The 25,644-nt window shown below is 58.9% G+C and carries 29 protein-coding genes and 1 tRNA gene; 23 read left to right on the top strand and 7 right to left on the bottom strand.

The genetic code is table 11. The features are described from left to right. Window positions 1–18 precede the first annotated feature (18 nt). The gene (locus tag JKA62_RS02940) at window positions 19–936 is read right to left on the bottom strand and encodes a putative 2-dehydropantoate 2-reductase (RefSeq protein ID WP_011335652.1); all 918 of its coding nucleotides are present in this window, start codon (window positions 934–936) and stop codon (window positions 19–21) included. Window positions 937–1,076: 140 nt separating this feature from the next. Here JKA62_RS02940 and JKA62_RS02935 point away from each other — a divergent pair, with 140 nt between their 5' ends. After that, entirely contained in the window at window positions 1,077–1,562 is a 486-nt protein-coding gene (locus tag JKA62_RS02935; protein WP_011335651.1) for a YajQ family cyclic di-GMP-binding protein, read from the top strand. Window positions 1,563–1,698: 136 nt separating this feature from the next. Beyond that, window positions 1,699–2,538, top strand: a complete 840-nt coding sequence (locus JKA62_RS02930; RefSeq protein ID WP_007951217.1) for a mechanosensitive ion channel family protein — start codon at window positions 1,699–1,701, stop codon at window positions 2,536–2,538. A 123-nt stretch (window positions 2,539–2,661) separates the two neighbouring features. Here JKA62_RS02930 and JKA62_RS02925 read toward each other — a convergent pair whose 3' ends face one another. Next, window positions 2,662–4,008, bottom strand: coding sequence for an OprD family porin (locus JKA62_RS02925; RefSeq protein ID WP_011335650.1), 1,347 nt, complete (start codon window positions 4,006–4,008; stop codon window positions 2,662–2,664). Between the two features lie 899 nt (window positions 4,009–4,907). Between JKA62_RS02925 and JKA62_RS02920 the strand changes: the two genes are divergently transcribed. Next, window positions 4,908–5,333 (top strand): HIT family protein, encoded by a 426-nt coding sequence (locus JKA62_RS02920; RefSeq protein ID WP_041475414.1) that lies wholly within the window; start codon window positions 4,908–4,910, stop codon window positions 5,331–5,333. Between the two features lie 3 nt (window positions 5,334–5,336). Further along, entirely contained in the window at window positions 5,337–5,543 is a 207-nt protein-coding gene (locus tag JKA62_RS02915) for a SlyX family protein (RefSeq protein WP_007951214.1), read from the top strand. A 90-nt stretch (window positions 5,544–5,633) separates the two neighbouring features. Here JKA62_RS02915 and JKA62_RS29060 read toward each other — a convergent pair whose 3' ends face one another. Then, on the bottom strand, window positions 5,634–6,236 hold the full coding sequence (locus JKA62_RS29060) for a cold-shock protein (RefSeq protein WP_011335647.1): 603 nt from the start codon (window positions 6,234–6,236) through the stop codon (window positions 5,634–5,636). A 307-nt stretch (window positions 6,237–6,543) separates the two neighbouring features. On the opposite strand from JKA62_RS29060, the gene JKA62_RS02905 reads away from it, so the two are divergent. From JKA62_RS02905 to nadA, 19 genes are all read left to right on the top strand, one after another. Next, window positions 6,544–7,014, top strand: a complete 471-nt coding sequence (locus JKA62_RS02905) for a Dps family protein (RefSeq protein ID WP_085697174.1) — start codon at window positions 6,544–6,546, stop codon at window positions 7,012–7,014. 242 nt (window positions 7,015–7,256) lie between these two features. Continuing rightward, window positions 7,257–7,604: a ribbon-helix-helix domain-containing protein gene (locus tag JKA62_RS02900; protein ID WP_011335646.1), complete on the top strand. Its 348-nt coding sequence runs from the start codon at window positions 7,257–7,259 to the stop codon at window positions 7,602–7,604. Between the two features lie 113 nt (window positions 7,605–7,717). Continuing rightward, window positions 7,718–7,939, top strand: coding sequence for an FmdB family zinc ribbon protein (locus JKA62_RS02895; RefSeq protein ID WP_007951210.1), 222 nt, complete (start codon window positions 7,718–7,720; stop codon window positions 7,937–7,939). Window positions 7,940–8,047: 108 nt separating this feature from the next. Continuing rightward, complete coding sequence (gene aspS / locus JKA62_RS02890) at window positions 8,048–9,823, top strand: aspartate--tRNA ligase (RefSeq protein ID WP_201816255.1); 1,776 nt, start codon at window positions 8,048–8,050, stop codon at window positions 9,821–9,823. A 124-nt stretch (window positions 9,824–9,947) separates the two neighbouring features. Continuing rightward, the gene (locus JKA62_RS02885; protein ID WP_003227527.1) at window positions 9,948–10,694 is read left to right on the top strand and encodes a YebC/PmpR family DNA-binding transcriptional regulator; all 747 of its coding nucleotides are present in this window, start codon (window positions 9,948–9,950) and stop codon (window positions 10,692–10,694) included. A gap of 140 nt (window positions 10,695–10,834) precedes the next feature. Beyond that, entirely contained in the window at window positions 10,835–11,362 is a 528-nt protein-coding gene (gene ruvC, locus JKA62_RS02880; RefSeq protein ID WP_007951206.1) for a crossover junction endodeoxyribonuclease RuvC, read from the top strand. 114 nt (window positions 11,363–11,476) lie between these two features. Then, window positions 11,477–12,085, top strand: coding sequence for a Holliday junction branch migration protein RuvA (gene ruvA, locus JKA62_RS02875; protein WP_007951205.1), 609 nt, complete (start codon window positions 11,477–11,479; stop codon window positions 12,083–12,085). Further along, on the top strand, window positions 12,086–13,147 hold the full coding sequence (gene ruvB, locus JKA62_RS02870; protein ID WP_064383750.1) for a Holliday junction branch migration DNA helicase RuvB: 1,062 nt from the start codon (window positions 12,086–12,088) through the stop codon (window positions 13,145–13,147). A gap of 127 nt (window positions 13,148–13,274) precedes the next feature. Then, window positions 13,275–13,742 carry a tol-pal system-associated acyl-CoA thioesterase gene (gene ybgC / locus JKA62_RS02865; RefSeq protein WP_007951203.1) on the top strand — a complete coding sequence of 156 codons (468 nt, stop codon included), beginning with the start codon at window positions 13,275–13,277 and terminating at the stop codon, window positions 13,740–13,742. Beyond that, window positions 13,732–14,427, top strand: a complete 696-nt coding sequence (gene tolQ, locus JKA62_RS02860) for a protein TolQ (protein ID WP_039766018.1) — start codon at window positions 13,732–13,734, stop codon at window positions 14,425–14,427. The genes ybgC and tolQ overlap by 11 nt, the downstream gene beginning before the upstream one ends. Window positions 14,428–14,450: 23 nt before the next feature. Next, window positions 14,451–14,903, top strand: coding sequence for a protein TolR (gene tolR, locus JKA62_RS02855; RefSeq protein WP_162130475.1), 453 nt, complete (start codon window positions 14,451–14,453; stop codon window positions 14,901–14,903). Next, window positions 14,903–15,982 (top strand): cell envelope integrity protein TolA, encoded by a 1,080-nt coding sequence (gene tolA, locus JKA62_RS02850; protein ID WP_011335641.1) that lies wholly within the window; start codon window positions 14,903–14,905, stop codon window positions 15,980–15,982. Before tolR ends, tolA begins: the two co-directional genes overlap by 1 nt. A gap of 17 nt (window positions 15,983–15,999) precedes the next feature. Beyond that, a complete protein-coding gene (gene tolB, locus JKA62_RS02845) occupies window positions 16,000–17,280 on the top strand; it encodes a Tol-Pal system beta propeller repeat protein TolB (RefSeq protein ID WP_166742344.1) in 1,281 nt (426 codons plus the stop codon). A 52-nt stretch (window positions 17,281–17,332) separates the two neighbouring features. Next, entirely contained in the window at window positions 17,333–17,830 is a 498-nt protein-coding gene (pal, locus tag JKA62_RS02840) for a peptidoglycan-associated lipoprotein Pal (RefSeq protein ID WP_003178634.1), read from the top strand. A 6-nt stretch (window positions 17,831–17,836) separates the two neighbouring features. After that, window positions 17,837–18,676 carry a tol-pal system protein YbgF gene (gene ybgF, locus JKA62_RS02835; protein WP_201816242.1) on the top strand — a complete coding sequence of 280 codons (840 nt, stop codon included), beginning with the start codon at window positions 17,837–17,839 and terminating at the stop codon, window positions 18,674–18,676. Between the two features lie 164 nt (window positions 18,677–18,840). Then, window positions 18,841–19,488 (top strand): 7-carboxy-7-deazaguanine synthase QueE, encoded by a 648-nt coding sequence (gene queE / locus JKA62_RS02830; protein ID WP_007951198.1) that lies wholly within the window; start codon window positions 18,841–18,843, stop codon window positions 19,486–19,488. Window position 19,489: 1 nt separating this feature from the next. Beyond that, a complete protein-coding gene (queC, locus tag JKA62_RS02825) occupies window positions 19,490–20,182 on the top strand; it encodes a 7-cyano-7-deazaguanine synthase QueC (RefSeq protein ID WP_011335637.1) in 693 nt (230 codons plus the stop codon). Window positions 20,183–20,245: 63 nt separating this feature from the next. Next, window positions 20,246–20,321 (top strand) — tRNA-Lys (locus tag JKA62_RS02820). 271 nt (window positions 20,322–20,592) lie between these two features. Further along, the gene (gene nadA / locus JKA62_RS02815) at window positions 20,593–21,651 is read left to right on the top strand and encodes a quinolinate synthase NadA (protein WP_011335636.1); all 1,059 of its coding nucleotides are present in this window, start codon (window positions 20,593–20,595) and stop codon (window positions 21,649–21,651) included. 58 nt (window positions 21,652–21,709) lie between these two features. On the opposite strand, the gene JKA62_RS02810 is transcribed toward nadA, so the two are convergent. The 4 genes from JKA62_RS02810 to JKA62_RS02795 form a co-directional block, all read right to left on the bottom strand. Further along, a complete protein-coding gene (locus JKA62_RS02810; protein WP_011335635.1) occupies window positions 21,710–22,198 on the bottom strand; it encodes an RDD family protein in 489 nt (162 codons plus the stop codon). A 97-nt stretch (window positions 22,199–22,295) separates the two neighbouring features. Then, on the bottom strand, window positions 22,296–22,508 hold the full coding sequence (locus tag JKA62_RS02805; RefSeq protein WP_011335634.1) for a cold-shock protein: 213 nt from the start codon (window positions 22,506–22,508) through the stop codon (window positions 22,296–22,298). Between the two features lie 404 nt (window positions 22,509–22,912). Continuing rightward, complete coding sequence (gene gcvT / locus JKA62_RS02800; RefSeq protein WP_011335633.1) at window positions 22,913–24,037, bottom strand: glycine cleavage system aminomethyltransferase GcvT; 1,125 nt, start codon at window positions 24,035–24,037, stop codon at window positions 22,913–22,915. Window positions 24,038–24,130: 93 nt separating this feature from the next. Next, complete coding sequence (locus tag JKA62_RS02795; RefSeq protein WP_011335632.1) at window positions 24,131–25,507, bottom strand: L-serine ammonia-lyase; 1,377 nt, start codon at window positions 25,505–25,507, stop codon at window positions 24,131–24,133. Between the last annotated feature and the right edge of the window lie 137 nt (window positions 25,508–25,644).

The raw sequence follows: 25,644 nt of genomic DNA, 5'->3' as shown, positions 1-25,644 counted from the left end.
GGCCAGCGTAGCCGCTGCTCAGTCGACGGGCAATCCGAGACTGTGCAGATGGGCAGTCAGGCGCTGCTGCAACTGCTTGAGATGCGGCAGGTTCAACTGATGACGCTCTGCAACCTTGCAGGCATGCCCAAGCAAATAGCTGATCTCGGTGCGGCGCTGGCTGGCCACGTCCTGATACATGGACGAGAAATTCGCCGCCGTGGCCTGGATCACCCGCTCCACTTCCTGTTGCAGGTTGTCCGCCGCCGCCGGTTGCCCGCAGCGTTCGAGCAGCTCGGTCAGTTCGCCGCACAGCGTGGCGACTTCGCAGTGATGTTGCTGCAAGCCACCGTTGCGGCAGTCGTGCAGCACCGTCAGCGGATTGATTGCACAGTTGAGTGCCAGTTTGCGCCACAGACGAGTGAGGATATCGGCGCTCCATTCATGGGGGATTTTCGCCGCCTCGAGATCGTCCAGCCAGATCGGCGCTACCGGATGACCGGCGTCCCCCAGCCAGGTGTAACCGTGGCCGGCGAACACCACGCGCCAGTCGCCGTCGCGAAAGGCGCCTTCGGTGCTGGAGGCGCTGATGCAGCGGGCCTGCGGGACTCGCGCGGCGACCGCTTCCTGGCTGCCGAGGCCGTTCTGCAAGAGGATCAGCTCGGCGTCCGGTGCCAGGCGATGGGCAAGTCCGGCCACAGCCGCTTCGGCGTCGTAGGCCTTACACGCCACGAGCAGGCGGCGGATCGGTTCGGGGCTGTCCGGGGTTTCGCCGGGGATGGCGTAACTGCTGGCCACGCCTTGTTCGACGAGGGTCAGGCCGCCCGCCGTTGCATAGTCGTGCAAGCGGTCAATGTCGCGCAGGATCAACCGAACCGGCAGGCCGGCCCGGGCCAGGCGCGTGGCCCAGAGCGTGCCGAGACTTCCGGCGCCGAGGACATGCCAGGGGGTGGACATCAGTTTTTCACTCGGTAAGGTACAGGCATGCAAGGCTCGCCGTGTCGGTGGGAAAAGACCCGTTATAATGAGCCCGATTTTAACCGCAAGCCAAGCGCGCCGCGTCCCGTACGAGCGCGCCTTTTTATTGGAGAGATTACATGCCGTCGTTCGACGTGGTATCCGAACTGGACAAACACGAACTCACCAACGCGGTCGAGAACGCCGTGAAGGAACTCGATCGTCGTTATGACCTGAAAGGCAAGGGCAGCTTCGAATACAAGGAAAAGGATCTGACCGTCCACCTGACCGCTGAAGCCGATTTCCAGCTGGAAGCGATGATCGAGATCCTCAAGCTGGCCCTGGTCAAGCGCAAGATCGACGTGCAGTGCCTGGAAGTCAAAGACTCCTTCGCCTCGGGCAAGCTGATGAAGCAGGACGCTGTCCTCAAGGAAGGCATCGACAAAGAACTGGCGAAGAAGATCGTCGGCCACATCAAGGAAGCCAAGCTCAAGGTGCAGGCCGCCATTCAGGGCGAGCAGGTGCGTGTGACCGGCAAGAAGCGTGACGACCTGCAGGAAGCCATCGCGGCCCTGCGTGCCAAGGAATTTGGCATGCCACTGCAGTTCAACAACTTCCGCGACTAAGCTTTTCGGTCGGAACCTCTCGGCGTTTAATGCGTCCGAGGCCCAAGCAACGGCAGAAACGATTGAGCCCTGTTCGGTTCGGTCTTTCTGCCGCTGGTTTTTACAGCCCGGGAAGCCGGCAATCAGGAGATGAAAGATGGATTTGAATGCTGAGGTGGACAACCTGGTCAAGGCATCCCAGGCGTGGATTCCGATGATCATGGAATACGGCAGCCGTGTGCTGCTGGCGGTGATCACCCTGGCCATTGGCTGGTGGCTGATCAACAAGGTCACGCAAAAGCTCGGCGGCCTGCTGGCCCTGCGCAATGCCGACCTGGCGCTGCAAGGTTTCATCAGCAGCCTGGCCAACATCATTCTCAAGGTGCTGCTGATTGTCAGCGTGGCGTCGATGATCGGCGTCGAGACCACTTCGTTCGTTGCGGCGATCGGTGCGGCCGGCCTGGCCATCGGTCTGGCGCTGCAGGGCAGCCTGGCGAACTTCGCCGGCGGCGTACTGATTCTGTTGTTCCGTCCGTTCCGCATCGGTGACTGGATCGAAGCCCAGGGTGTGGCGGGTACCGTCGACAGCATCCAGATCTTTCACACCGTGCTGCGCACCGGTGACAACAAGACCATCATCGTGCCAAACGGCAATCTGTCGAACGGCATCATCACCAACACCAACCGTCAGCCGACCCGCAAGGTTGTGTTCGACGTGGGTGTGGATTACGAAGCCGATCTGCAAAAGGCCCGTCAGGTGCTGCTGGATCTGGCCAAGGATGATCGTGTTCTGCAGGATCCGGCACCCCAGGCCGTTATTTCGACACTGGGTGACAGTTCGATCACTGTTTCCCTGCGCGTCTGGGTTAAAACGGCGGATTACTGGGATGTGATGTTCATGTTTAACGAACAATCCCGTGATCGTTTAAAAACTGCCGGAATTGATATCCCGTTTCCGCAACGAGTGATTCGTGTGGTTCAGGAATCGGCAGTGTAATGATAGGTTGCTAATTAATTGCCTGACTTATCGGTCAGGCATCTATTACAAGTGACAGGCAATAAAAAAGGCCCATCCGAAGATGGGCCTTTTTGTTTTGTTACCGCAACTAACTCGGTGCGATTACAAAAGCGACAGCGGGTAGTCGACGATCAGACGGAACTCTTTGGTATCGCCTTCACCTTCGTCGGCGTTAGCGAAGTGCCAGGCTTGGCGAATACGGAAGGACAGGTCTTTGGCCGGGCCAGACTGAACTACGTATTTGGCTTCGAAGTTGGTTTCGTTGTGTTTGCCATCTTCGCCATACAGACCAGCGTAGGCGCTGCCTGCTGGAGTGTGGGTACCGTCGATGTCCCAGCCTTTAACGTAGCGGGTCATGAAGCTCAGACCTGGAACGCCGTACTCGGCCATTTTGATGTCGTAACGGATCTGGGCAGACTTCTCGCCCGGGGCGTTGAAGTCAGAGTACTGGATGGAGTTGGCGAGGAAGATCGAGTCGCCGCCACGGTTGTTCTTGCCCACGCCGATGTAGTCGAACGGAGTGTCGCCGTTGACCTTCTGGAAGGCCAGGGTGATGGTGTGCGCTTTCAGGAACGAGAGAGCGGTGGCCAGGGAGAACGCGGTGTTGCTGATGTCACCGGCTTTCGCGCTACCGGTGTCGGTGGTGCGATAGATGTTGAAGTCGGTGTTCAGCGAAGTGTCACCACCAAATGGAGTGGTCAGGTTCACGTTGGCGTAGTACTGGTTCCAGATGTCTTCCAGTTTGGCGCCGTAGAGCGATGCGCTCAGGTTTTCGGTGATGCCGTACTTGCCACCGAAGTAGTCGATGGTGTTGGCTTCAACACCAGCGTAGGTCGCGTACAGACCACCTTCACGGGCGTTGCGGTCCTGGCTGGTTGCCGAGTAGAAGTGACCGGCTTCGAGGTCAAGGTCTTTGATCTCGCTGCTCTGCAGTTGGAAACCGCTGGCAGTTTGCGGAAGGATACGGGAGCCGCCGACAGCGAACACCGGAGCGGTGCTAGGCTGCATGTCACCGATTTTCAGCTCGGTTTTCGATACGCGGAACTTGATGGCAGCGCCGGCTTTGCCTTGGCTGTCGTCAGGGTCGCGGGAACCGTTTGCATTGAACTCGTTGCTGCGGCTCATGTTGCCGGAGCCGCTGGTGCCGGCACCGCCGTCCAGTTTGATGGCCAGGTAGCCGAACGCATCAACGCCGACGCCAACAGTACCTTGGGTGTAACCGGAGCTGAAGTTGCCCCAGATACCCTGGGTCCAGTCTTTTACGTCACGGGCACCGTCTTTGTTGTCACGGTTGAAGTAATAGTTGCGAATCAGCAAATCAGCTTTCGCGCCTTCAACGAAGCCTTTGGCTTCTGCCTGGTCACTTACGAACGGTGCGGCCGTAGCCATCTGAGTACTGGCGGCTGCTGCAACTGCCAGTGCGATCATGCTCCACTTCATCACGCGCATCGTGATTTGCTCCTTTGGTTTTAGAAGAGTACTGCCGTCCCACCTGTTTTATTATCTGGGCGGCTCTTTCTTTTTGTGTCGGCGCAAACTTATATCACGCCGACCATGTTGGCGATACTTGCGCATTCAACCTTTCAGCTTCTTTACGAGCGTGTCGCAATCGGCTTGGTAGATGTCGCAAATTTACAGTCCAAATGCAATGGGACTGACAACTTCAGCGCTGTTTTACAGGGCTTGAGCATCGGTAAAAAAGAGTCCCTTGGCAAAACGCTTGAATCTCCATCGGGCAACCCTGCCACTGTTTTTATTGGGCTCAAGGCATCCACTTCTTGTGATGCGCTTATAGTCCATATGGGTATGAATGCAACAAGCGTGCACAAACCGCTGAATTGTTCCGGTTTTTTTCAGAGCGCTCGTCTGACGCTGTAAAAACCTCATAAAACCGGGGGCTTCGAGGGCCTGTCAGTCAGGCTTGACGCCATCCTTCGCATGGTGTTGCTCCGTGAGTTTTGCTACGCGACAACCAAAAACGTTACCGGTTCACCCCGTCAGTGAGTATTCGGCGGATGCCCGACGCACTGAGCGTAGACGCACTGTGCGGTTTTGGTGCAAAAAATTTCAATGGCTGTACTGAATTCATACAGTTGGGTCGCTGGATGAACGTAGAGGCTCAGGTGTCAGGCGGTCATATTGCTCGGTTCGTTCGCGCTCCCGGTTCCGTTCTGGTGCGCATGAGTCATAAATGTCACATCCCGGGGCGTGGAGGAATTCTTGCCGCAACCCTGTTCGCCGTGAAGGTCGCTCCAATCGCAGGTATGCTGCCGTCCAGTCGCTTGGTGCACTGCTTTCAAAGCAGGGCGCTAAGCTGTAAACAGGTCATTTCGCCGGGAGTGCGCGCAGTGTTTGCTTTAGATTCACGACTTCAACAGGACACGCTGACCATCGGCGATTTCCCGCTGTGCCGACTGCTGTTGTCCAATGACGCCAACTACCCGTGGTTCATCCTGGTGCCACGCCGCGACGATATCAGCGAGTTGTTTCAGTTGGATGTCGCCGACCAGCAGCGCCTGTGGCAGGAAACCACCGCATTGGCCGAGGTGCTAAAGGATTCCTTCGACGCCGACAAGATGAATGTGGCGACCCTGGGTAACGTGGTCAGCCAGTTGCATATGCATGTGATCGTGCGTAAGCGGGACGACGCCGCCTGGCCGGCGCCGGTCTGGGGCAAGCACCCCGCCAAGCCTTACAGCGCCGAGCAAGTGGCCGCGATCCGCGAGCGCCTGCGCCTGGTGCTGGACGAAGATTTCACCTTTCTGGAGGGCTGAGTCATGAGCCTCGAACAACGTGTTACCGAGCTGGAAAGTCGTCTGGCATTTCAGGACGACACCATTCAGGCATTGAACGATGTGCTGGTGGAGCAGCAGCGAGTGGTCGAGCGTCTGCAATTGCAGATGGCAGCCGTACTCAAGCGCCAGGAAGAGATGGTGGGGCAGTTCGGTTCTTTTGAAGAAGACGCACCGCCGCCACACTATTGAGAAGTGCGCGGGCATGCTCCCGTTAAAACGCATTCATTAAAAAACCGCGAACAGCCAGGCTGTTCGCGGTTTTTTATTGCGGGACGTGGATCAGCGGCGCGGCAGGGCGGCGATCACGTCTTCGGCCTGCAGGCCCTTGTCACGGTTCATCACCGAGAACTCCACACGCTGGCCTTCGACCAGAACGCGGTGGCCTTCGCCACGGATGGCGCGAAAGTGCACGAAAATATCATCGCCGGAATCCCGGGAGATAAAGCCGAAGCCCTTGGAGGTGTTGAACCACTTGACGGTGCCGGTATCGCGGTTGCTCATGTCGTAGCTTTGCGTAGCGGCGGCCGGTGAAGATTTATAGAAGCTGACCGCCAGGTGCAGAACCACGGCGACCAGTGCGATCACCAGGCTGAACAGCACGGCTGGCTGGCCGGCGATGACAGGCATCGGCGCGATCAGGGTCAGGGTTTGCAGGACGACAGTCAGGACCAGCAGGGCGCTGACCAGATTTTGCAGATGCTGGCGCGGACCTTTGTTCCAGTAAGGGATGACTGGCGCAAGGATCAGGTTCAGCAGGCCGAAAAAGGCCAGGTAAAGTGCATCGGGTTGTTGCAGGTAAGGTACCGCTTCGGACTTCAGGCTGGGTATGAAGGACAGCAGCAAGGCTGCTGCGCCCATTAGCAGGTGGACGATTTTCAACATTTTTATTGACTCACGTTATGACGGCTCACAAGGAAGAGCTGAAGGCGCACGGTTCGCTTCGGAACAATAAGAGGCGTTGGACACGTGCACGACATCAGCCTATGCGCAGGCCCGGAAAACGGGGCGTAGCGACACACTGCCTATTTAACAGCAAAGCCTGCAGCTACTCAAATTACCCCGGCCAGTGGCAGGTACCGGACGATTTGTCGCGTCTATCGGGTTCATACGGGGGCTGCGGGGCAGGGGTGGCCTTGCTACAGTGAACCGACACCTGCTGGATGAATTCAATCGCCGTTAGGGGGTAAGCATGGCAATCGATATCGGTATCAGTGAAGAAGACCGCAAATCCATCGTCGAAGGGCTCTCGCGCCTGCTGTCGGACACCTACGTGTTGTATCTGAAGACCCACAACTTCCACTGGAACGTCACCGGACCGATGTTCCGGACCCTGCATTTGATGTTCGAGGAGCAATACAACGAACTGGCCCTGGCAGTGGACTTGATCGCCGAACGCATCCGGGCGCTGGGGTTTCCGGCGCCGGGCGCGTACGCGACCTACGCGCGCCTGTCTTCCATTAAAGAGGAGGAGGGCGTGCCGAGTGCCGAGGACATGATCAAGCAATTGGTCGAGGGTCAGGAAGCGGTCACCCGCACGGCGCGGGGGATTTTCCCTCTGCTGGACAAGGTCAGTGACGAACCGACCGCCGACCTGCTGACCCAGCGCATGCAGGTTCATGAGAAAACCGCGTGGATGTTGCGCGCGCTGCTCGAGGCTTGATGACGGAAAGCGCACGGATCCTTCGCTCGTGCGCTTTTCTCTTTTTTTCCGGAAAAATCATTCGCGACGGTAGGAAACAAGGAATACGCCCCACCGCTCCACGATCCTCCGTATCGCGTTGGCTTATCCTACGTGGATGGTCAAAAAGTCATCTGGATCTGCCTTTGCACCTGCGCTTTTAATGAGGTCACAGGAAATCGCCTTGATCACAGGCGCAGGAATGACAAAGGAGTGTCAGCGATATGGAAGGTGGAGACAGGCGAGGCGGCATTGCCGTCGGTTTGCAGCAGGACAAGTTCGGGGAGCCGTTTCTCGGCGGGTTCGACATGGCGTTGATCCGGCCGCTGTCCCGATCGGTACGCTTGAACGGTTTCGCGACCTGCATGCGGCTGGAGCAGGTTTACTGGAACATTCTGGGCCGGATGGCCGAGGACAATTGCTGTTCGGTCGGCACGCTGTTGTCCCGTGTCGATCGTGAAGTGCACCTGCGCCATGGCGGGGTGAAAAACTTTAGCGGTCTGGTGCGGGTGGTATGTGTGGTGCATGGCCTGCGGGATTCTCCGGGTATGCACGACGCGGGTTGTCACTGACGAGACGGCCTGTGCAGTCTTCCGGCTGCACAGGCCGCATTTAATGGATATAATCCCGCCCTTTCGCCGCACAGCCCTGCGCGTGCTGGCAATCTGATTGCCGAGACAACCCCATGCCGATGTACGATTACCAATGTGCTTCCTGTGGTCATCAGTTGGAAGCCATTCAAAAGATCAGCGACGCACCACTGGTCGATTGCCCTGCCTGCCAGGCGCCGGAACTCAAGAAGCAACTGTCGATGCCGGGCTTTCGCCTCAGCGGCAGCGGCTGGTACGAAACCGATTTCAAGACCGGCGCGAAGAAGAATCTGGCCGGTGGCGACAAATCTGACTAGGGTTCAAACCCAGGTCGAACGACACGCGCGAGTTTCCACAGGTTGCACAGTGCTTGAGTGCAGCGGGATCTCCACCGAATTTCGAATTACGAGAAGCGAACCACTACCATGATGCGCAGCCATTATTGCGGCCAACTGAACGAAAGCCTGGAAGGCCAGGAAATTACCCTTTGCGGATGGGTTCACCGTCGTCGCGACCACGGCGGGGTGATTTTCCTCGATATCCGTGATCGTGGCGGTCTGGCCCAGGTAGTGTTCGATCCGGATCGCGCCGAGAGCTTCGCCGCCGCCGATCGCGTGCGCAGCGAATACGTCGTGAAGATCACCGGCAAGGTGCGTCTGCGTCCGGCCGGTGCCACCAACGCCAATATGGCGTCGGGCATGATCGAAGTGCTGGGCTACGAACTGGAAGTGCTGAACGAGTCGGAAACCCCGCCGTTCCCGCTGAACGAGTTCTCCGACGTCGGCGAAGAAACCCGCCTGCGTTATCGCTTCCTGGACCTGCGTCGTCCGGAGATGGCCGAGAAGCTGCGTCTGCGCTCGCGTATGACCACCAGTATCCGTCGCTATCTGGACGAGAACGGCTTCCTCGACGTCGAAACGCCGATCCTGACCCGTGCCACTCCGGAAGGCGCGCGCGACTACCTCGTACCGAGCCGTACCCACGCCGGCTCGTTCTTCGCGCTGCCGCAATCGCCACAGCTGTTCAAGCAACTGCTGATGGTCGCCGGCTTCGACCGTTACTACCAGATCGCCAAGTGCTTCCGCGACGAGGACCTGCGTGCCGACCGTCAGCCTGAGTTCACTCAGATCGACATCGAGACCAGCTTCCTCGACGAAAAAGACATCATGGGCCTGACCGAAGGCATGATCCGCAACCTGTTCAAGGAAGTGCTGGATCTGGAATTCGGCGAATTCCCGCACATGACGTTCGAAGAAGCCATGCGCCGTTACGGTTCCGACAAACCAGACCTGCGTAACCCGCTGGAACTGGTAGACGTGGCCGACCAACTGAAAGAAGTGGATTTCAAGGTCTTCAGCGGCCCTGCCAACGACCCGAAATGCCGTATCGCCGCGCTGCGCGTTCCAGGCGGGGCGAGCATGCCGCGCAAGCAGATCGACGACTACACCAAGTTCGTCGGCATCTACGGTGCCAAGGGTCTGGCGTACATCAAGGTCAACGAGCGTGCTGCCGGTGTTGAAGGTCTGCAATCGCCGATCGTGAAAAACATCCCGGAAGCCAACCTGAACGTGATCCTCGACCGCGTTGGCGCAGTCGACGGCGACATCGTGTTCTTCGGCGCCGACAAGGCCAAGATCGTCAGCGAAGCCCTGGGCGCGCTGCGTATCAAGCTCGGTCACGACCTGAAGCTGCTGACCTGCGAATGGGCTCCGATGTGGGTTGTCGACTTCCCGATGTTCGAAGAGAACGACGACGGCAGCTTCTCCGCGCTGCACCACCCGTTCACCGCACCGAAGTGCTCGCCGGAAGAGCTGGAAGCCAACCCGGCCGGCGCTCTGTCCCGTGCCTACGACATGGTGCTGAACGGCACCGAACTGGGTGGCGGTTCGATCCGTATCCACCGTAAAGAGATGCAACAGGCGGTGTTCCGTCTGCTGGGCATCAACGAAGCGGAACAGGAAGAGAAGTTCGGCTTCCTGCTCGACGCCCTGAAATACGGCGCACCGCCACACGGTGGTCTTGCCTTCGGTCTGGACCGTCTGGTGATGCTGATGACTGGCGCCCAGTCGATCCGTGAAGTGATCGCCTTCCCGAAAACCCAGAGTGCTGCCGACGTGATGACGCAGGCGCCGGGTGTCGTGGACGCGAAGGCATTGCGCGAACTGCACATTCGTTTGCGCGAAACGCCGAAGGCTGAGTAAGACGGGCCTGAAGGCGCATCTTCGGATGCGCCTTTTTTCTTTCTGCAGTGATTGAAAACAAGATTTTTTTGCTGGCCGATGCACCTGCATGGCGGGCATTGTTCAAGAGAATTCGGAGCGAGTTATGGCAGGTCATTCCAAGTGGGCGAACATCAAGCACCGCAAAGAACGCCAGGATGCCAAGAGAGGCAAGATCTTCACCAAGTGGATCCGCGAACTGACCGTTGCGGCCCGTCAGGGCGGCGGTGATCCGGGCTCCAACCCGCGTCTGCGTCTGGCGCTGGACAAGGCGCTGGGCGCCAACATGAGTCGCGACATCATCGACCGTGCCGTGGCCCGTGGCGCCGGTGCGACCGAAGCCGACAACGTTGAAGAACTGACCTATGAAGGTTACGGCCCAGGCGGCGTGGCGGTGATGGTCGAGTGCATGACCGATAACCGCAACCGCACCGCAGCAGCTGTTCGCCACGCGTTCAGCAAGTGTGGCGGCAACCTCGGTACCGACGGTTCGGTAGCCTACCTGTTCGAACGCAAGGGCCAGATCAGCTTTGCCCCGGGCGTGGACGAAGACGCGCTGACGGAAGCGGCGCTGGAAGCCGATGCCGACGACGTGGTCAGCCACGAAGACGGCTCGATCGACGTGTTCACCTCGTTCACCAGTTTCTACGCGGTACGCAATGCCCTGGAAGCCGCCGGTTTCAAGGGTGATGACGCGGAAATCGTCATGCAGCCGACCACCAGCGCCGAACTGGATCTGGAGGGTGCCGAGAAGGTGCTCAAGCTGATCGACATGCTGGAAGACCTGGACGACGTGCAGAACGTCTACTCCAACGCGGACATTCCGGAAGACGTGGCCGCTCAGCTCGGTTAAGAGCGACTAGGCTCAATGTGGGAGCTGGCTTGCCAGCGATGGCGTCGGCACATCAGCTAATGATGGTGCCTGACACACCGTCATCGCTGGCAAGCCAGCTCCCACATTTGTTTTTTGTGTTTTTTCGAACCAGCAGGCTTATGACTTTAATTCTTGGTATCGACCCCGGTTCGCGCATTACCGGTTACGGCATTGTTCGCGATACCGGACGCGGCGGTTGCATCTACGTCGCCTCGGGTTGTATCCGCACCGGTGCCGGCGAGCTGCATGAGCGGTTGCAGATTGTCTACCGCGGCGTGCGGGAAATCATCCAGACCTACGGCCCGGTCACCATGGGCATCGAAAAGGTGTTCATGGCGAAAAACGCTGATTCGGCGCTCAAGCTCGGGCAGGCCCGTGGGGCCGCTATCGTTGCCGGCGCCGAAGAAAGCCTGGAGATCGCCGAGTACACGGCCACTCAGGTCAAGCAGGCTGTGGTGGGAACCGGTGCTGCCAATAAAGAGCAGGTGCAGATGATGGTCATGCACATGCTCAAGCTGACCAGCAAACCGCAAATCGACGCATCGGATGCCCTGGCGATTGCCATTTGTCACGCCCACACCCGCTCCAGTCTGTTACCGCACGGCTTGGGAACGGCACGCAGTCGTGGCGGGCGCCTGCGTCTCTGATAGCATCAGCAGTCATTTTTACGGAATGTGGATTTCGTGCCTGGGTTGTCGGCCGTGAATCCATGCTCTGTCGGTCGCCAGCCCACGGCTGGCCAACGCTCAAGGATCTGAAACGTGATTGGACGCTTGCGCGGTACTCTGGCTGAGAAACAGCCGCCGCACCTGATTCTGGATGTAAACGGCCTCGGGTATGAGCTGGAAGTGCCCATGACCACCCTTTATCGTCTGCCGTCGGTCGGTGAACCGCTGACCTTGCACACCCATTTGGTCGTACGCGAAGACGCACAGTTACTCTATGGTTTTGCCGGCAAGCGTGAGCGAGACTTTTTTCGCGAGTTGATCCGTCTCAACGGTGTAGGGCCGAAACTGGCCCTGGCCTTGATGTCGAGTCTGGAAGTCGACGAACTGATCCGCTGCGTACAGTCCCAGGACACCTCGGCGCTGACTAAGGTGCCGGGCGTGGGCAAGAAAACCGCCGAGCGTCTGCTGGTCGAGCTCAAGGATCGCTTCAAGGCCTGGGAAACGTCGCCGGCCATGTTCGCGCTGGTGCCGAACCAGCCGGACGGCCCGGCGCCAGTCAATACGGCCGAGAACGATGCGGTCAGCGCGCTGATTTCCCTGGGCTACAAGCCACAGGAAGCGAGCAAGGCGATTTCCGCGATCAAAGAGAAAGGCCTGAGCAGCGAAGACATGATTCGACGCGCCCTGAAGGGAATGATTTAAGTGATTGAAGCTGATCGTCTGATCGCCGCCACGCACAGTCCGCGTGAGCGCGAAGAAGTCCAGGATCGGGCGATACGTCCCGTCAGCCTGGCCGAGTACATCGGCCAGCCGACCGTTCGCGAGCAGATGGAACTGTTTATCCAGGCCGCCCGTGGCCGTAGCGAATCCCTCGACCACACCCTGATCTTCGGTCCGCCGGGGCTGGGTAAAACTACCTTGGCGAACATCATTGCTCAGGAAATGGGTGTGTCGATCAAGAGCACTTCCGGCCCGGTGCTGGAACGTCCGGGTGATCTGGCGGCGCTGTTGACCAATCTTGAGCCGCACGACGTGCTGTTCATCGATGAAATCCATCGTCTGTCGCCGATCGTCGAAGAAGTGCTGTACCCGGCCATGGAAGATTTCCAGCTCGACATCATGATCGGTGAAGGTCCGGCGGCGCGTTCGATCAAGCTCGATCTGCCGCCGTTCACCCTGGTTGGTGCGACCACGCGGGCGGGTATGCTGACCAACCCGTTGCGCGACCGTTTCGGCATCGTCCAGCGTCTCGAGTTCTACAGCACCGCTGACCTGGCGACGATTGTCAGCCGTTCGGCGAATATCCTCGGTTTGCCGCTGGATCCGGAAGGATCTTTCGAGATTGCCCGCCGCGCTCGTGGTACGCCGCGGATCGCCAACCGACTGCTGCGTCGGGTGCGGGATTTCGCTGAAGTCCGGGCCAAGGGCCACATCACCAAGGCTGTCGCGGATCTGGCGCTGAATCTGCTGGATGTCGACGAGCACGGTTTCGATCATCAGGACCGACGTCTGCTGTTGACCATGATCGAGAAATTCGACGGTGGTCCGGTGGGCATCGACAGTCTGGCAGCGGCGATCAGCGAAGAGCGCCACACCATTGAAGACGTGCTCGAGCCGTACCTGATTCAGCAGGGCTACATCATGCGTACGCCGCGGGGCAGGGTGGTTACCCGTCACGCGTACCTGCATTTTGGTTTAAACATTCCGACACGAATGGGCGAAATGCCCGTGGTAGACGAGTTTCTCGATGCCGTGGACGATTGATACACATTTATTGTCGATTTATTCAGCGTTTGTACTGTCACAGGACGGTACTTTTGCGGTAAAGCCTTCTAACAATGAAAAACAGTTGCCTGGCCGGATTGGCAACCCGAGGAGTAAGCACTAGAGTATGCGCGCGCAAAACGGGCTTGAGCCGTTCGCACATCGTTGTCGCGTTTATTACGAGGACACCGATGCGGGCGGCATCGTGTATTACGTTAATTACCTCAAGTTTATGGAACGGGCTCGAACCGAGCGGCTCCGGGAGCTGGGCTTTGCCCAGTCGGCGCTGGCAGGGGAGGACCTGTTGTTCGTCGTGCATTCCAGCGAAGCGCGTTATCACGCGCCGGCGCGACTGGATGACGAGCTTCTGGTAAGCGCTGATGTAATCGAATTGAACCGTGCCAGCCTGCGCTTTCGACAGCAGGTCAGGCGGGCAACGGATAATGTGCTGCTCTGCGAAGGGCAGTTTCTGGTGGCCTGTGTGCGCACTAACAGTTTGAAACCCCGGGCCCTTCCCGAAGACCTGCGTGCGGCCTTTGCCGACGCGGTCGGCACGGGTACACACTCAAAGCAGGAGATAAAGCGTGGAAGCTAACGTCGTCGACCATTCCTCCATGTGGAGCCTGGTCAGCAATGCCAGCATCGTGGTGCAGTTGGTAATGTTGACTCTGGTGGCCGCATCGGTGACCTCATGGATCATGATCTTTCAGCGCAGCAATCTGATACGCGCCGGTCGACGTGCCCTCGAGAGCTTCGAGGAGCGATTCTGGTCGGGTATCGACCTGTCCAAACTCTACCGTCAGGCCGGCAGCAACCCGGATCCGGATTCCGGCGTCGAGCAGATTTTCCGTGCCGGCTTCAAGGAATTCTCCCGTCTGCGTCAGCAGCCAGGTGTCGACCCTGAAGCGGTGATGGAAGGTGTGGCTCGTGCCATGCGTGTCGCCATCTCCCGTGAGGAAGAGAAACTCGAGCAGAGCCTGCCGTTCCTCGCCACCGTAGGTTCCGTCAGCCCGTACATCGGTCTGTTCGGTACCGTCTGGGGGATCATGAACTCCTTCCGTGGTCTGGCCAGCGCCCAGCAGGCCACTCTGGCCACCGTCGCACCCGGCATCGCCGAAGCCCTGATCGCCACCGCGATCGGTCTGTTCGCCGCGATCCCGGCCGTTATTGCTTACAACCGTTTCTCTGCCCGCAGCGAAACCTTGCTGAGCCGCTACTACACCTTCGCCGATGAGTTCCAGGCGATCCTGCACCGCAAAGTGCACACCAGCGAAGAATAAGCAGGTATTTCCCGATGGCTTTAATCACTCGAGCCCGACACAAGCGCAAGCCGGTCGCCGAGATGAACGTAGTGCCTTACATCGACGTGATGCTGGTGCTGCTGGTCATCTTCATGGTGACTGCGCCGATGCTCAATCAGGGCGTGAAAGTGGATCTGCCCAAGGTTTCCAGCGAAGCCTTGCCGCAGGACAATAACACCCAGGTGCTGACCATTTCGATCAAGTCGGACAAGACCTACTACTGGAACCTTGGCAGCGAAGTCGACACCGAGAAGCAGCAGGATCGGGCCATGACCCTGCCACAGATGACCGACGCGGTGACCAAGATCATTCGCGCCGGCACTGAAGGCGGCAAGCGTACCCAGGTCTTCATCCGTGGCGACAAGTCCGTCGATTATGGCTCCGTCATGGGCGCCATGGGCGGGTTGCAGAAAGCCGGGGTCGGTAACGTTGGCTTGATCACCGAGGCCCCCTGATGCAGCAACAGCGAGAGCCGTCCGCCTCGGAAAGCTACTTCTGGCCCAGTGTCTGGGCGATTGGCTTGCACGTGCTGGTGTTCGGCATGCTGTTCGTCAGTTTCGCCCTGACCCCGGAGCTGCCGCCGGCCAAGCCGATTGTCCAGGCGACCCTGTACCAGCTGAAATCGAAAAGTCAGGCAACCACCCAGACCAATCAGAAGATTGCGGGTGAGGCGAAGAAATCCGCCGCACGCCAGACCGAAGTCGAGCAGATGGAGCAGAAAAAGGTCGAGCAGGAAGCGGTGAAGGCTGCGGAACAAAAGAAAGAAGAAGCGGCTCAAAAGGCCGAGGAAGCCAAGAAGGCCGATGAGGCGAAGAAAGCGGACGAGGCGAAGAAGGCTGATGAAGCCAAGAAAGCCGACGACGCCAAGAAAGCCGCCGAAGCCAAGAAGGCAGAAGAGAAACAATTGGCTGATATAGCCAAGAAGAAAGCCGAAGAAGAAGCCAAGAAGGCTGCTGAAGAAGAGGCCAAGAAAGCGGCCGCTGAAGAAGCCAAGAAGAAGATCGTCGAAGACGCGAAGAAGAAAGCCGCCGAAGACGCCAAGAAGAAAGCTGAAGCTGAAGAGGCGAAGAAGAAAGTCGCCGAAGACGCGAAGAAGAAAGCTGCTGCCGATGCTGCGAAGAAGAAAGCGCAGGACGCGGCACGTAAATCCGCCGAAGACAAAAAGGCTCAGGCCCTGGCAGATTTGCTTTCCGACACGCCGCAGCGCCAGCAGGCCTTGGCCGATGAGCAGGGCGATGAAGTCGCGGGCAGTTTCGATGACCTGATTCGTGCGCGGGCAGCGGAAGGCTGGGCACGTCCACCTTCGGCACGCAAAGGCATGACGGTTGTACTGCAGATCGGCATGTTGCCGGACGGTACGGTGACTTCGGTCAGCGTGGCCAAGTCCAGTGGCGACGGTCCGTTCGATGCGTCGGCAGTGGCAGCGGTCAAGAATATTGGACGTTTGACGGAAATGCAGGGAATGAAGCCGAGCGATTTCGCTCCGTATCGTTCATTCAAGATGACATTCACACCTGAGGATCTAGCCTTGTGAGAAACCTTCTTCGAGGAATGCTGGTCGTGATCTGCTGCATGGCAGGGATCGCGATGGCGGATGAAAAGAACATTCTGGTCACCAGCGGCAGCGATCGGGCAACGCCGATCGCCGTCGTGCCGTTCGGTTTCCAGGGCGGTGCTGTTCTGCCGGATGACATGGCTGAAATTATTGGTAACGATTTGCGCAACTCGGGCTATTACTCGCCGATTCCAAAGCAAAACATGATCAGCCAGCCAAGCCAGCCGAGCGAAATCATCTTCCGTGACTGGAAGGCGGTGGGCGCGCAATACATGATGGTCGGCAGCATCGTGCCGGCCGGCGGCCGTCTGCAGGTGCAGTGGGCTCTGTTCAACGTCGCCACCGAACAGAAAGTGGCTGACGGCAGTGTGTCCGGTACCACCGAACAGCTGCGTGACATGGCGCACTACATCTCCGATCAGTCGTTCGAAAAACTGACCGGCATCAAAGGTGCATTCTCGACTCGCCTGCTGTACGTCACGGCCGAGCGTTTCTCCGAGAAGAACACCCGTTACACCCTGCAGCGTTCGGACTATGACGGCGCCCGCGCCGTGACCCTGCTGCAATCGCGCGAGCCGATCCTGTCGCCGCGTTTTGCACCGGACGGCAAGCGTATCGCCTACGTGTCGTTCGAACAGAAGCGTCCGCGCATCTTCATGCAGAACATCGACACCGGTCGCCGCGAGCAGATCACCAACTTCGAAGGCCTGAACGGCGCGCCAGCCTGGTCGCCGGACGGCAATCGCCTGGCGTTCGTGCTGTCGAAGGACGGTAACCCGGACATCTACGTGATGAACCTCGGTTCGCGTCAGATCACCCGCGTGACCGCAGGTCCTGGCATCAACACCGAACCGTACTGGGGCAAGGATGGTTCGACCATCTACTTCACCTCCGACCGTGGCGGCAAGCCGCAGATCTACAAGACCAGCGCCGGTGGCGGCGGTGCCGAACGTGTGACGTTCGTAGGCAACTACAACGCCAACCCCAAGCTTTCGGCGGATGAAAAGACCCTGGTGATGATCCATCGTCAGGACGGTTTCACCAATTTCAAAGTGGCGGCCCAGGATTTGCAGCGCGGAAGTGTAAAAATCCTCACTGATAGCACTCTGGACGAGTCGCCTACTGTTGCGCCCAACGGCACCATGGTAATCTACGCCACCCGCCAGCAGGGCCGGGGAGTCTTGATGCTCGTGTCCATTAATGGACGCGTGAGGCTCCCGCTTCCTACCGCTCAAGGCGAAGTCAGAGAACCGTCCTGGTCCCCTTACCTGAACTGACGCGGCGCTTTACGTTTTACTTAACACACTGGGGTTCATTAGGAGTTTCACGATGGAAATGCTGAAGTTTGGTAAATTTGCTGCGCTGGCTCTGGCCATGGCTGTAGCTGTAGGTTGCTCGTCCAAAGGCGGCGACAACGCCGGTGAAGGCGCTGTTGATCCAAACGCTGGTTACGGCGCAAACACTGGTGCAGTTGACGGTTCCCTGAGCGAAGAAGCTGCTCTGCGCGCAATCACCACCTTCTACTTCGAATACGACAGCTCGGACCTGAAGCCAGAAGCCATGCGCGCTCTGGACGTTCACGCCAAAGACCTGAAAGCAAACGGCGCTCGCGTTGTTCTGGAAGGCAACACCGACGAACGTGGTACTCGTGAGTACAACATGGCACTGGGCGAGCGTCGTGCGAAAGCCGTTCAGCGCTACCTGGTACTGCAAGGTGTTTCCCCAGCTCAGCTGGAACTGGTTTCCTACGGCGAAGAGCGTCCAGTTGCTACCGGCAACGACGAGCAGTCCTGGGCTCAAAACCGTCGCGTCGAACTGCGTAAGTAATTCGATATGCGAACGTGCCGTCGTGCTGTAACTGTTCTGGCTCTCAGCCTCGCGCCGCTTGCGGCGTGGGCTGCGGTTCCTGTGGTCGATGACAACTCCGGTTATAACAATAGCGGGAGCAGTTATCCGCCTGCAGGTTACGGTACGAACGGCGCCTATGCCGGGGGAGCGGCTTCGGCCCCTGCCTCGGCACAAGGCATGCTGTTCAACCAACTGCAACAAATGCAGGATCAACTGGCGCGCCAGCAAGGCGTGATCGAAGAACTGCAGAACCAAGTTTCGCGCATGAAGCAGGAATCCCTGGAGCGATACCAGGATCTTGATCGGCGCATAGGATCCGGCGTTGCACCAGCCGCGACTCCCGAGAATTCTTCTGCCGGTGGCGATGCAAGTGCTGCTGCCGGTGCCGCCGCTGGAGCCGGGGCTGCTGCGGCCGCCCAGGCACCTGCCGCAGGTGGCGAACCGGCTGATCCGGCCAAGGAAAAGCTGTATTACGATGCAGCTTTCGACCTGATCAAGGCCAAGGATTTCGACAAGGCCAGCCAGGCGTTTGCCGCTTTCCTGCGCAAATACCCGAACAGCCAATACGCGGGCAACGCCCAGTACTGGCTGGGCGAAGTGAATCTGGCCAAAGGCGATCTGCAAGGTGCAGGTCAGGCTTTCGCCAAGGTGTCGCAGCTGTATCCCAAGCACGCCAAAGTGCCGGATTCGCTGTACAAGCTGGCTGACGTAGAGCGCCGCCTCGGTCATACCGACAAGGTCAAGGGCATTCTGCAGCAGGTGGTGTCCCAATATCCGGGCACGTCCGCCGCGCAGTTGGCCCAGCGCGATCTGCAACGCATGTAACAGCTTTGACCCGTTTGGAAGAAACCCGCGCTTGTCGCGGGTTTTTTCGTTAGAATTCACGCCCTTTTATGAAACACGCTTCTGGTGATCTACGCGTTGGCGGGGTTGCCAGAGGTGCCTGACGGAGGCGGACAGCCTGTTTAGCTGTTACGCCCGTGGCGACTATGCAAGACACATTGAGAATCACCGAAGTTTTCTACTCGTTGCAGGGGGAAACGCGGACTGCCGGGCTGCCCACTGTTTTTGTGCGCCTGACCGGTTGCCCATTGCGTTGCCAATACTGCGACAGCGCCTACGCATTCAGCGGTGGCACGATCCGCACCCTCGACGACATCCTCGAGCAAGTGGCCGGCTTTCGCCCGCGCTACGTCTGTGTCACGGGCGGTGAGCCGCTGGCACAGCCCAATGCCATCCCTTTGCTCAAACAGTTGTGCGATGCCGGCTACGAAGTCTCGCTGGAAACCAGCGGCGCCCTCGACATCTCGGCGGTCGATCCACGGGTCAGTAGGGTGGTCGACCTGAAGACGCCTGACTCCAAAGAAGCCCATCGCAACCGTTACGAGAACATCGAACTGCTGACGCCCAACGATCAGGTGAAGTTTGTCATCTGCTCGCGGGAGGACTATGACTGGGCGGTATCGAAGCTGATCCAGTACGGTCTTGAGCGACGTGCAGGTGAAGTGCTGTTTTCCCCAAGTCACCACGACCTGAACGCTCGGGATCTGGCGGACTGGGTGGTGGCGGATAACCTGCCAGTGCGCCTGCAACTGCAGCTGCATAAATATCTATGGAATGATGAGCCGGGGCGCTGAGATGACTGAACAACTGAACACTAGCCAAAAACGTGCGGTAATCCTGCTGTCGGGTGGTCTGGACTCGGCTACGGTGGTGGCCATGGCCCGCGCTGAAGGCTACGCCTGCTACACCATGAGTTTCGATTACGGTCAGCGTTCCCACGCCGAACTGCATGCCGCTGCGCGCGTTGCCCGCGATCTGGGTGTGGTCGAGCACAAGGTGATCGGCCTGAACCTGAACGGCATGGGCGGCTCGGCCCTGACCGACACCAGCATCGACATCCCGGAAGAGCTGGGCGAAGGCATCCCGGTGACTTACGTGCCGGCACGCAACACGGTATTCCTGTCGCTGGCTCTCGGCTGGGCTGAAGTGCTCGGCGCCCGTGACATCTTTATCGGCGTCAACGCAGTGGATTACTCCGGTTACCCGGATTGCCGTCCCGAGTTCATCGAGTCGTTCGAGCGCATGGCCAATCTGGCGACCAAGGCTGGCGTCGAAGGTAATGGTTTCCGCATCCAGGCACCGCTGCAGAACTTGAGCAAGGCGCAGATCGTCCAGGCGGGCGTGAAGCTTGGCGTTGATTACGGGCTGACCGTTTCCTGCTATCAGGCTGACGATGACGGCCGTGCTTGCGGTAAATGCGACAGCTGCCGACTGCGTGCAGAAGGCTTCGCGGCGGCCGGAATCAGCGACCCGACACGTTATTTTTGATTTTTTTCAAATTAGGTGTTGAATAGTCCTTAAAAATCAGTATTATACGCGCCACCACACAGCGGGTCGTTAGCTCAGTTGGTAGAGCAGTTGGCTTTTAACCAATTGGTCGTAGGTTCGAATCCCACACGACCCACCATATTTGGCGGTTTAGAAAATCCGGAAGGCCCACTAAAGTGAGGATTTCCGGGTTTTTTTTTGCCTGTGATTCGGGCATCTCTCCCTTCGTTTCTTCCTGCCGTGACGCAGGTCAGAATCATCTTTTGTATCAACGGGATATTCTGTAGCCTTGCGCAGCTTCAATGCTGTCCGTGCCTGATAATACTCACTCTCCCGGCGGTACCCTCAAGCGGTCCGGAGCCGGGTGTATACTCGACTTTCGCGCGAATGCGCCTGCAGGTCTTGCGAACATGACGCAGATTTCCGAACGCCTTCTGGTACAAGCCCACCTCGACGCCAAACAGCCCAAACCGCTGACGGCCGAGGAAGAGGCTTATTACCGTTCCGCCATCGCCGCCGAGCTCAAGGCTCAGGACGCGGTGCTGGTTGCCCACTTTTATTGCGATCCGATCATCCAGGCCCTCGCCGAAGAGACCGGCGGTTGCGTTTCCGATTCACTGGAAATGGCCCGCTTCGGCAACGCCCATCCGGCCAAGACCGTGGTGGTCGCCGGCGTGAAATTCATGGGCGAGACCGCGAAGATTCTCAACCCTGAAAAGCGCGTGCTGATGCCGACCCTGGAAGCGACCTGCTCGCTGGATCTGGGTTGCCCGGTGGACGAGTTCTCGGCGTTCTGCGATCAACATCCGGAGCGCACCGTGGTGGTGTATGCCAACACCTCGGCCGCCGTCAAAGCCCGGGCCGACTGGGTGGTGACCTCCAGCTGCGCACTGGAAATCGTCGAAAGCCTGAAGGACAACGGCGAAACCATCATCTGGGGGCCGGACAAGCACCTGGGCACCTACATCCAGCGTCAGACCGGCGCCGACATGCTGCTCTGGGATGGTGCATGCATCGTTCACGAGGAATTCAAGTCCAAGCAGCTGGAAGACATGAAAGCGCTGTACCCGGACGCCGCCATTCTGGTGCATCCGGAGTCGCCGACCTCGGTGATCGAGTTGGCGGACGCTGTCGGTTCCACCAGTCAGTTGATTGCCGCCGCTCAATCGCTGCCGAACAAGACTTTGATCGTCGCTACCGACCGCGGCATCTTCTACAAGATGCAGCAGCTGTGCCCGGACAAGGTCTTCATCGAAGCGCCAACCGCCGGTAACGGCGCGGCATGCCGCAGTTGCGCACATTGCCCGTGGATGGCCATGAACACCCTTGAGCGCACGCTCAAGTGCCTGAAGGAAGGTTCGAACGAGATCTTTGTCGACCCGGCTCTCATTCCTCAAGCGATCCGCCCGCTCAAGCGCATGCTCGACTTCACTCAAGCCGCGCGGATGAAACTGGCCGGCAACGCCTGACCTTGCGACGCAAACAAAAACGCCCCGATTGGATCGGGGCGTTTTTGCATCTGGAGGATTATTTGGCTTTCTTCGGAATTCGCACGAGCTGCGTGTCGGAGTAGATGTCATGCCAGGCGCGTTTCTGTTTGTCGAACAGTGACCAGAAGAACCCCAGGCCCAGGCAGAGCCACGATGCAATCGACACCATGAACCGCAGCAACGCCTGCCACAGGCTGATTGCAGTGCCATCAGCGTTCTGCACGCGAATGCCCCAGACCTGCATGCCCAGCGTCTGCCCGGCGTGAGTCCAGAACTTGGCGAAGAAACCAAACAGCACCAGCAGCAGCACCGTGGAGTAGAGAGGATCGCCATCCAGCTGCCCGGCGTCGGTCAGAACCCGCAGACGCTCCTCACCGATGATCGCGGCCTGGATCATCTTGTAGACGCCACCGGTCACGATCAGCAGGGCGGTGCACAGCAGAAAGTCATAGAACATCGCTGCCAGACGACGGCCCAGGCCGACGGCGGGGAAATTGCCCTGGGGCGTGAGCAGGTGTTTCGACATGGCAGCCTCTGGACGGAAAGTGAAGCGCCATTTTACGGATTTGCGCCCACAAAAAAGCCCCTGATATCAATATCAGGGGCTTTTTCGTTACAGAAAATCAGGCTTCTGCGATGACTTCGTCAGCTTGCATGCCTTTCTGGCCTTGCACTGCAACGAAGGTCACTTTCTGGCCTTCTTTCAGGCTCTTGAAGCCGTTGCCCTGAATGGCGCGGAAATGCACGAACAGATCCGGACCGCTTTCTGGAGTGATAAAACCAAAACCTTTCTCGTCGTTAAACCACTTGACGGTACCGCTCTGACGTTGGGACATTTCTTATTTCCTTTGACGCAAAAATTGATGACAGTCTCTTCCTCATGAAAGAGTACTGGGGCTGGTTGCAGGAGAGTAAGAAGACGTCGAACGGGATGTAGCTAACTTGTAGGCTACTGCCCAGGTCACGATTCCAAGCTGACCCATGCAAACTCAGTGGACAAACTCTACGCCAACTACGGGAGGAAAAACAAGCCCCGCGAAGGCCCCGGTTTTCCTGCCCTTGCCGGCACTTAGTCGATTCACTAGTCCGGCTTATACGATTAGCTTGTTCAATTGTTTTCGAACGTTATAAGCCAAGTTCATATTCGAATCGAATGTAAACAGAGTGCACTGTTTTATGGCGATTGCGTTACACATTAGTGCACGCATAACGCAATCGCGTTACTTATAGAAACAGTCAATCAACCGCGATAGTAGCGTTGTGGAACAAATGGCATTTTGCTTACAAGCAATGGCACCTTTTTCCCACGGACAATCGCCCAGACTGGCGTATCGAGTGCGACGTAGGCGCTGTCCAGGTAACCCATGGCCAACGGGCCACCCAGGGTCGGGCCGAAACCGCCACTGCACACGCTGCCGATGATCTCGCCCGCTTCGTTGACGATCTCTGCACCTTCTCGGACCGGCGTACGCTCTTGCGGCAGCAGGCCGACGCGTTTGCGCGACACGCCGTTTTGCTGTTGAGCGAAGACTTGCTCCGCACCCGGGAAACCACCGGCGCGCGCACCATCGGCACGCCGAGGTTTGGAGATTGCCCACAGCAGGCTGGCTTCGATCGGGGTGGTCTCGGTGTTCATGTCGTGGCCGTACAGGCACAGGCCGGCTTCCAGGCGCAGCGAGTCACGGGCGCCGAGGCCGATGGCGGCGACTTCCGGTTCGGCCAGCAGGGCGCGGGCGAGTTTTTCCGCGTCGACTGCCGGAACCGAGATTTCGAAACCGTCTTCACCGGTGTAGCCCGAACGGCTGACAAAGCAGTCAACGCCCAGCAGCTTCACGCGAGTGAATTGCATGAAAGTCATTTTCGCCACTTCCGGTGCCAGGCGTGCCAGCACGGTCACGGCGGCGGGGCCTTGCAGGGCGAGCAGGGCGCGTTCTTCGAACAGTTGCTCGATCTTGCACTGGTCGCCGATGTGTTTTTGCAGATGGGCCAGATCCTGGTCCTTGCACGCGGCGTTGACCACCAGGAACAGCTCGTCGTTGCCGAGATTGGCGACCATCAGGTCATCGAGAATACCGCCGGTTTCGTTGGTGAACATCGCGTAGCGCTGCATGCCCACCGGCAGATCGATGATGTCCACCGGCACCAGGGTTTCCAGGGCTTTGGCGGCATTGGCGCCGGTCAGGCGGATCTGGCCCATGTGCGAGACATCGAACAGCCCGGCCTGCTCACGGGTGTGCTGGTGTTCTTTCATCACGCCCAGCGGGTATTGCACCGGCATGTCGTAGCCGGCGAACGGCACCATGCGGGCGCCGAGTTCGAGGTGCAGAGCGTGCAGCGGGGTTTTCGACAGTTGTTCGGTGGACATGCGTGACTCCTTGATTCACACCAACCCTCTCCCGGAGGGAGAGGGGGCCAGTTTTGTGTTCTCTCCCAAAGGGAGAGCGAGTTTATGGCGCGATCAGCACTCGATAATGTTGACCGCCAGACCGCCACGGGCGGTCTCCTTGTATTTGCTTTTCATGTCGGCGCCGGTCTGGCGCATGGTGCGGATGACCTTGTCGAGGGAGACGAAGTGCTGCCCGTCTCCGCGCATGGCCATGCGCACGGCGTTGATCGCCTTGACCGAACCCATGGCGTTGCGCTCGATGCACGGCACTTGCACCAGTCCGCCAATCGGGTCGCAGGTCAGGCCGAGGTTGTGTTCCATGCCGATTTCGGCGGCGTTTTCCACTTGTTGCACGCTGCCGCCGAGGACTTCGCACAACGCGCCGGCCGCCATCGAACAGGCCACGCCGACCTCGCCCTGACAGCCGACTTCGGCACCGGAAATCGAGGCGTTTTCCTTGTACAGAATGCCGATGGCCGCGGCGGTGAGCAGGAAACGCACCACGCCGTCATCGTTCGCGCCGGGAATGAAGCGCATGTAGTAATGCAGCACCGCAGGAATGATCCCCGCCGCGCCGTTGGTCGGTGCCGTGACCACGCGCCCGCCGTTGGCGTTTTCTTCGTTGACAGCGAGGGCGTAGAGGTTGACCCAGTCCAGCACCGACAGCGGATCGCGCAGCGACGATTCCGGGTTCTTGCACAGTTGCCGGTGCAACGCCGCCGCCCGCCGCTTGACCTTGAGGCCACCCGGCAGAATGCCTTCGTTGCGACAGCCGGCGGCCACACAGTCCTGCATCACTTGCCAGATTTTCAGCAGGCCGGCACGGGTTTCCGCCTCCGGGCGCCAGGCGCTTTCGTTGGCCAGCATCACCTGACTGATCGACAGACCATAGGTGGCGCAATGACCGAGCAAGTCCTTGGCACTTTTGAACGGGAAGGTCAGCGGGGTGGCGTCTTCGACGATCCGGTCGGCGCCGGCCGCGTCTTCGTCGACCACAAACCCACCGCCGACCGAGTAGTACTCGCGGCTGCGGATCTGCAATCCCGCCGCATCGAAGGCGCGGAAGATCATGCCGTTGGGGTGATAGGCCAACGGCTTGCGGATCATTGCCAGGTGTTCTTTCTCGTTGAACGCAATGCTGTGTTCACCGAGCAGGATCAAACGCCCGTTGCCACGAATCTCCGCGAGACGGGCGGCGACGGTTTCAGTATCCACGGTGTCCGGGTGTTCACCTTCCAGGCCCAGCAGCACGGCCTTGTCGCTGCCGTGACCCTTGCCCGTGGCGCCGAGGGATCCATACAACTCGACCCTGACGCTGGTGGTGGCCGACAACAGGTTTTCCCGGCGCAGACCTTCCACGAAGCGCGCAGCTGCGCGCATCGGGCCGACGGTGTGGGAGCTGGAGGGGCCGATGCCAATCTTGAACAGGTCGAACACGCTTAACGACATGGTTGTTCTCCGGTTTCTTGTTATAGGAATTGGCGGGATTTCAGGCTTGATGCATTTCCTTGTGGGAGCGAGCAAGCCCGCTCCCACATGGGGAACTGTGGTGTAGCTGAAGTCGGGGCAGGTTTACCTGCCCCTCA

Origin of the sequence: Pseudomonas sp. B7 (assembly GCF_016735645.1) — a bacterium.
GTDB lineage: Bacteria > Pseudomonadota > Gammaproteobacteria > Pseudomonadales > Pseudomonadaceae > Aquipseudomonas > Aquipseudomonas glycinae.
Note: the sequence above shows the minus strand (reverse complement) of the source record. Positions and strands in the feature narration are given on the sequence as shown.

Excerpts from the sequence above, each read along its gene's own strand:
- JKA62_RS02940 (WP_011335652.1), bottom strand. The coding sequence starts at position 936 with ATGTCCACCCCCTGGCATGTCCTCGGCGCCGGAAGTCTCGGCACGCTC.
- JKA62_RS02935 (WP_011335651.1), top strand. The coding sequence starts at position 1,077 with ATGCCGTCGTTCGACGTGGTATCCGAACTGGACAAACACGAACTCACC.
- JKA62_RS02930 (WP_007951217.1), top strand. The coding sequence starts at position 1,699 with ATGGATTTGAATGCTGAGGTGGACAACCTGGTCAAGGCATCCCAGGCG.
- JKA62_RS02925 (WP_011335650.1), bottom strand. The coding sequence starts at position 4,008 with ATGCGCGTGATGAAGTGGAGCATGATCGCACTGGCAGTTGCAGCAGCC.
- JKA62_RS02915 (WP_007951214.1), top strand. The coding sequence starts at position 5,337 with ATGAGCCTCGAACAACGTGTTACCGAGCTGGAAAGTCGTCTGGCATTT.
- JKA62_RS29060 (WP_011335647.1), bottom strand. The coding sequence starts at position 6,236 with ATGTTGAAAATCGTCCACCTGCTAATGGGCGCAGCAGCCTTGCTGCTG.
- JKA62_RS02905 (WP_085697174.1), top strand. The coding sequence starts at position 6,544 with ATGGCAATCGATATCGGTATCAGTGAAGAAGACCGCAAATCCATCGTC.
- JKA62_RS02900 (WP_011335646.1), top strand. The coding sequence starts at position 7,257 with ATGGAAGGTGGAGACAGGCGAGGCGGCATTGCCGTCGGTTTGCAGCAG.
- JKA62_RS02895 (WP_007951210.1), top strand. The coding sequence starts at position 7,718 with ATGCCGATGTACGATTACCAATGTGCTTCCTGTGGTCATCAGTTGGAA.
- aspS (WP_201816255.1), top strand. The coding sequence starts at position 8,048 with ATGATGCGCAGCCATTATTGCGGCCAACTGAACGAAAGCCTGGAAGGC.
- JKA62_RS02885 (WP_003227527.1), top strand. The coding sequence starts at position 9,948 with ATGGCAGGTCATTCCAAGTGGGCGAACATCAAGCACCGCAAAGAACGC.
- ruvC (WP_007951206.1), top strand. The coding sequence starts at position 10,835 with ATGACTTTAATTCTTGGTATCGACCCCGGTTCGCGCATTACCGGTTAC.
- ybgC (WP_007951203.1), top strand. The coding sequence starts at position 13,275 with ATGCGCGCGCAAAACGGGCTTGAGCCGTTCGCACATCGTTGTCGCGTT.
- tolA (WP_011335641.1), top strand. The coding sequence starts at position 14,903 with ATGCAGCAACAGCGAGAGCCGTCCGCCTCGGAAAGCTACTTCTGGCCC.
- tolB (WP_166742344.1), top strand. The coding sequence starts at position 16,000 with ATGCTGGTCGTGATCTGCTGCATGGCAGGGATCGCGATGGCGGATGAA.
- pal (WP_003178634.1), top strand. The coding sequence starts at position 17,333 with ATGGAAATGCTGAAGTTTGGTAAATTTGCTGCGCTGGCTCTGGCCATG.
- ybgF (WP_201816242.1), top strand. The coding sequence starts at position 17,837 with ATGCGAACGTGCCGTCGTGCTGTAACTGTTCTGGCTCTCAGCCTCGCG.
- queE (WP_007951198.1), top strand. The coding sequence starts at position 18,841 with ATGCAAGACACATTGAGAATCACCGAAGTTTTCTACTCGTTGCAGGGG.
- queC (WP_011335637.1), top strand. The coding sequence starts at position 19,490 with ATGACTGAACAACTGAACACTAGCCAAAAACGTGCGGTAATCCTGCTG.
- nadA (WP_011335636.1), top strand. The coding sequence starts at position 20,593 with ATGACGCAGATTTCCGAACGCCTTCTGGTACAAGCCCACCTCGACGCC.
- JKA62_RS02810 (WP_011335635.1), bottom strand. The coding sequence starts at position 22,198 with ATGTCGAAACACCTGCTCACGCCCCAGGGCAATTTCCCCGCCGTCGGC.
- JKA62_RS02805 (WP_011335634.1), bottom strand. The coding sequence starts at position 22,508 with ATGTCCCAACGTCAGAGCGGTACCGTCAAGTGGTTTAACGACGAGAAA.
- gcvT (WP_011335633.1), bottom strand. The coding sequence starts at position 24,037 with ATGTCCACCGAACAACTGTCGAAAACCCCGCTGCACGCTCTGCACCTC.
- JKA62_RS02795 (WP_011335632.1), bottom strand. The coding sequence starts at position 25,507 with ATGTCGTTAAGCGTGTTCGACCTGTTCAAGATTGGCATCGGCCCCTCC.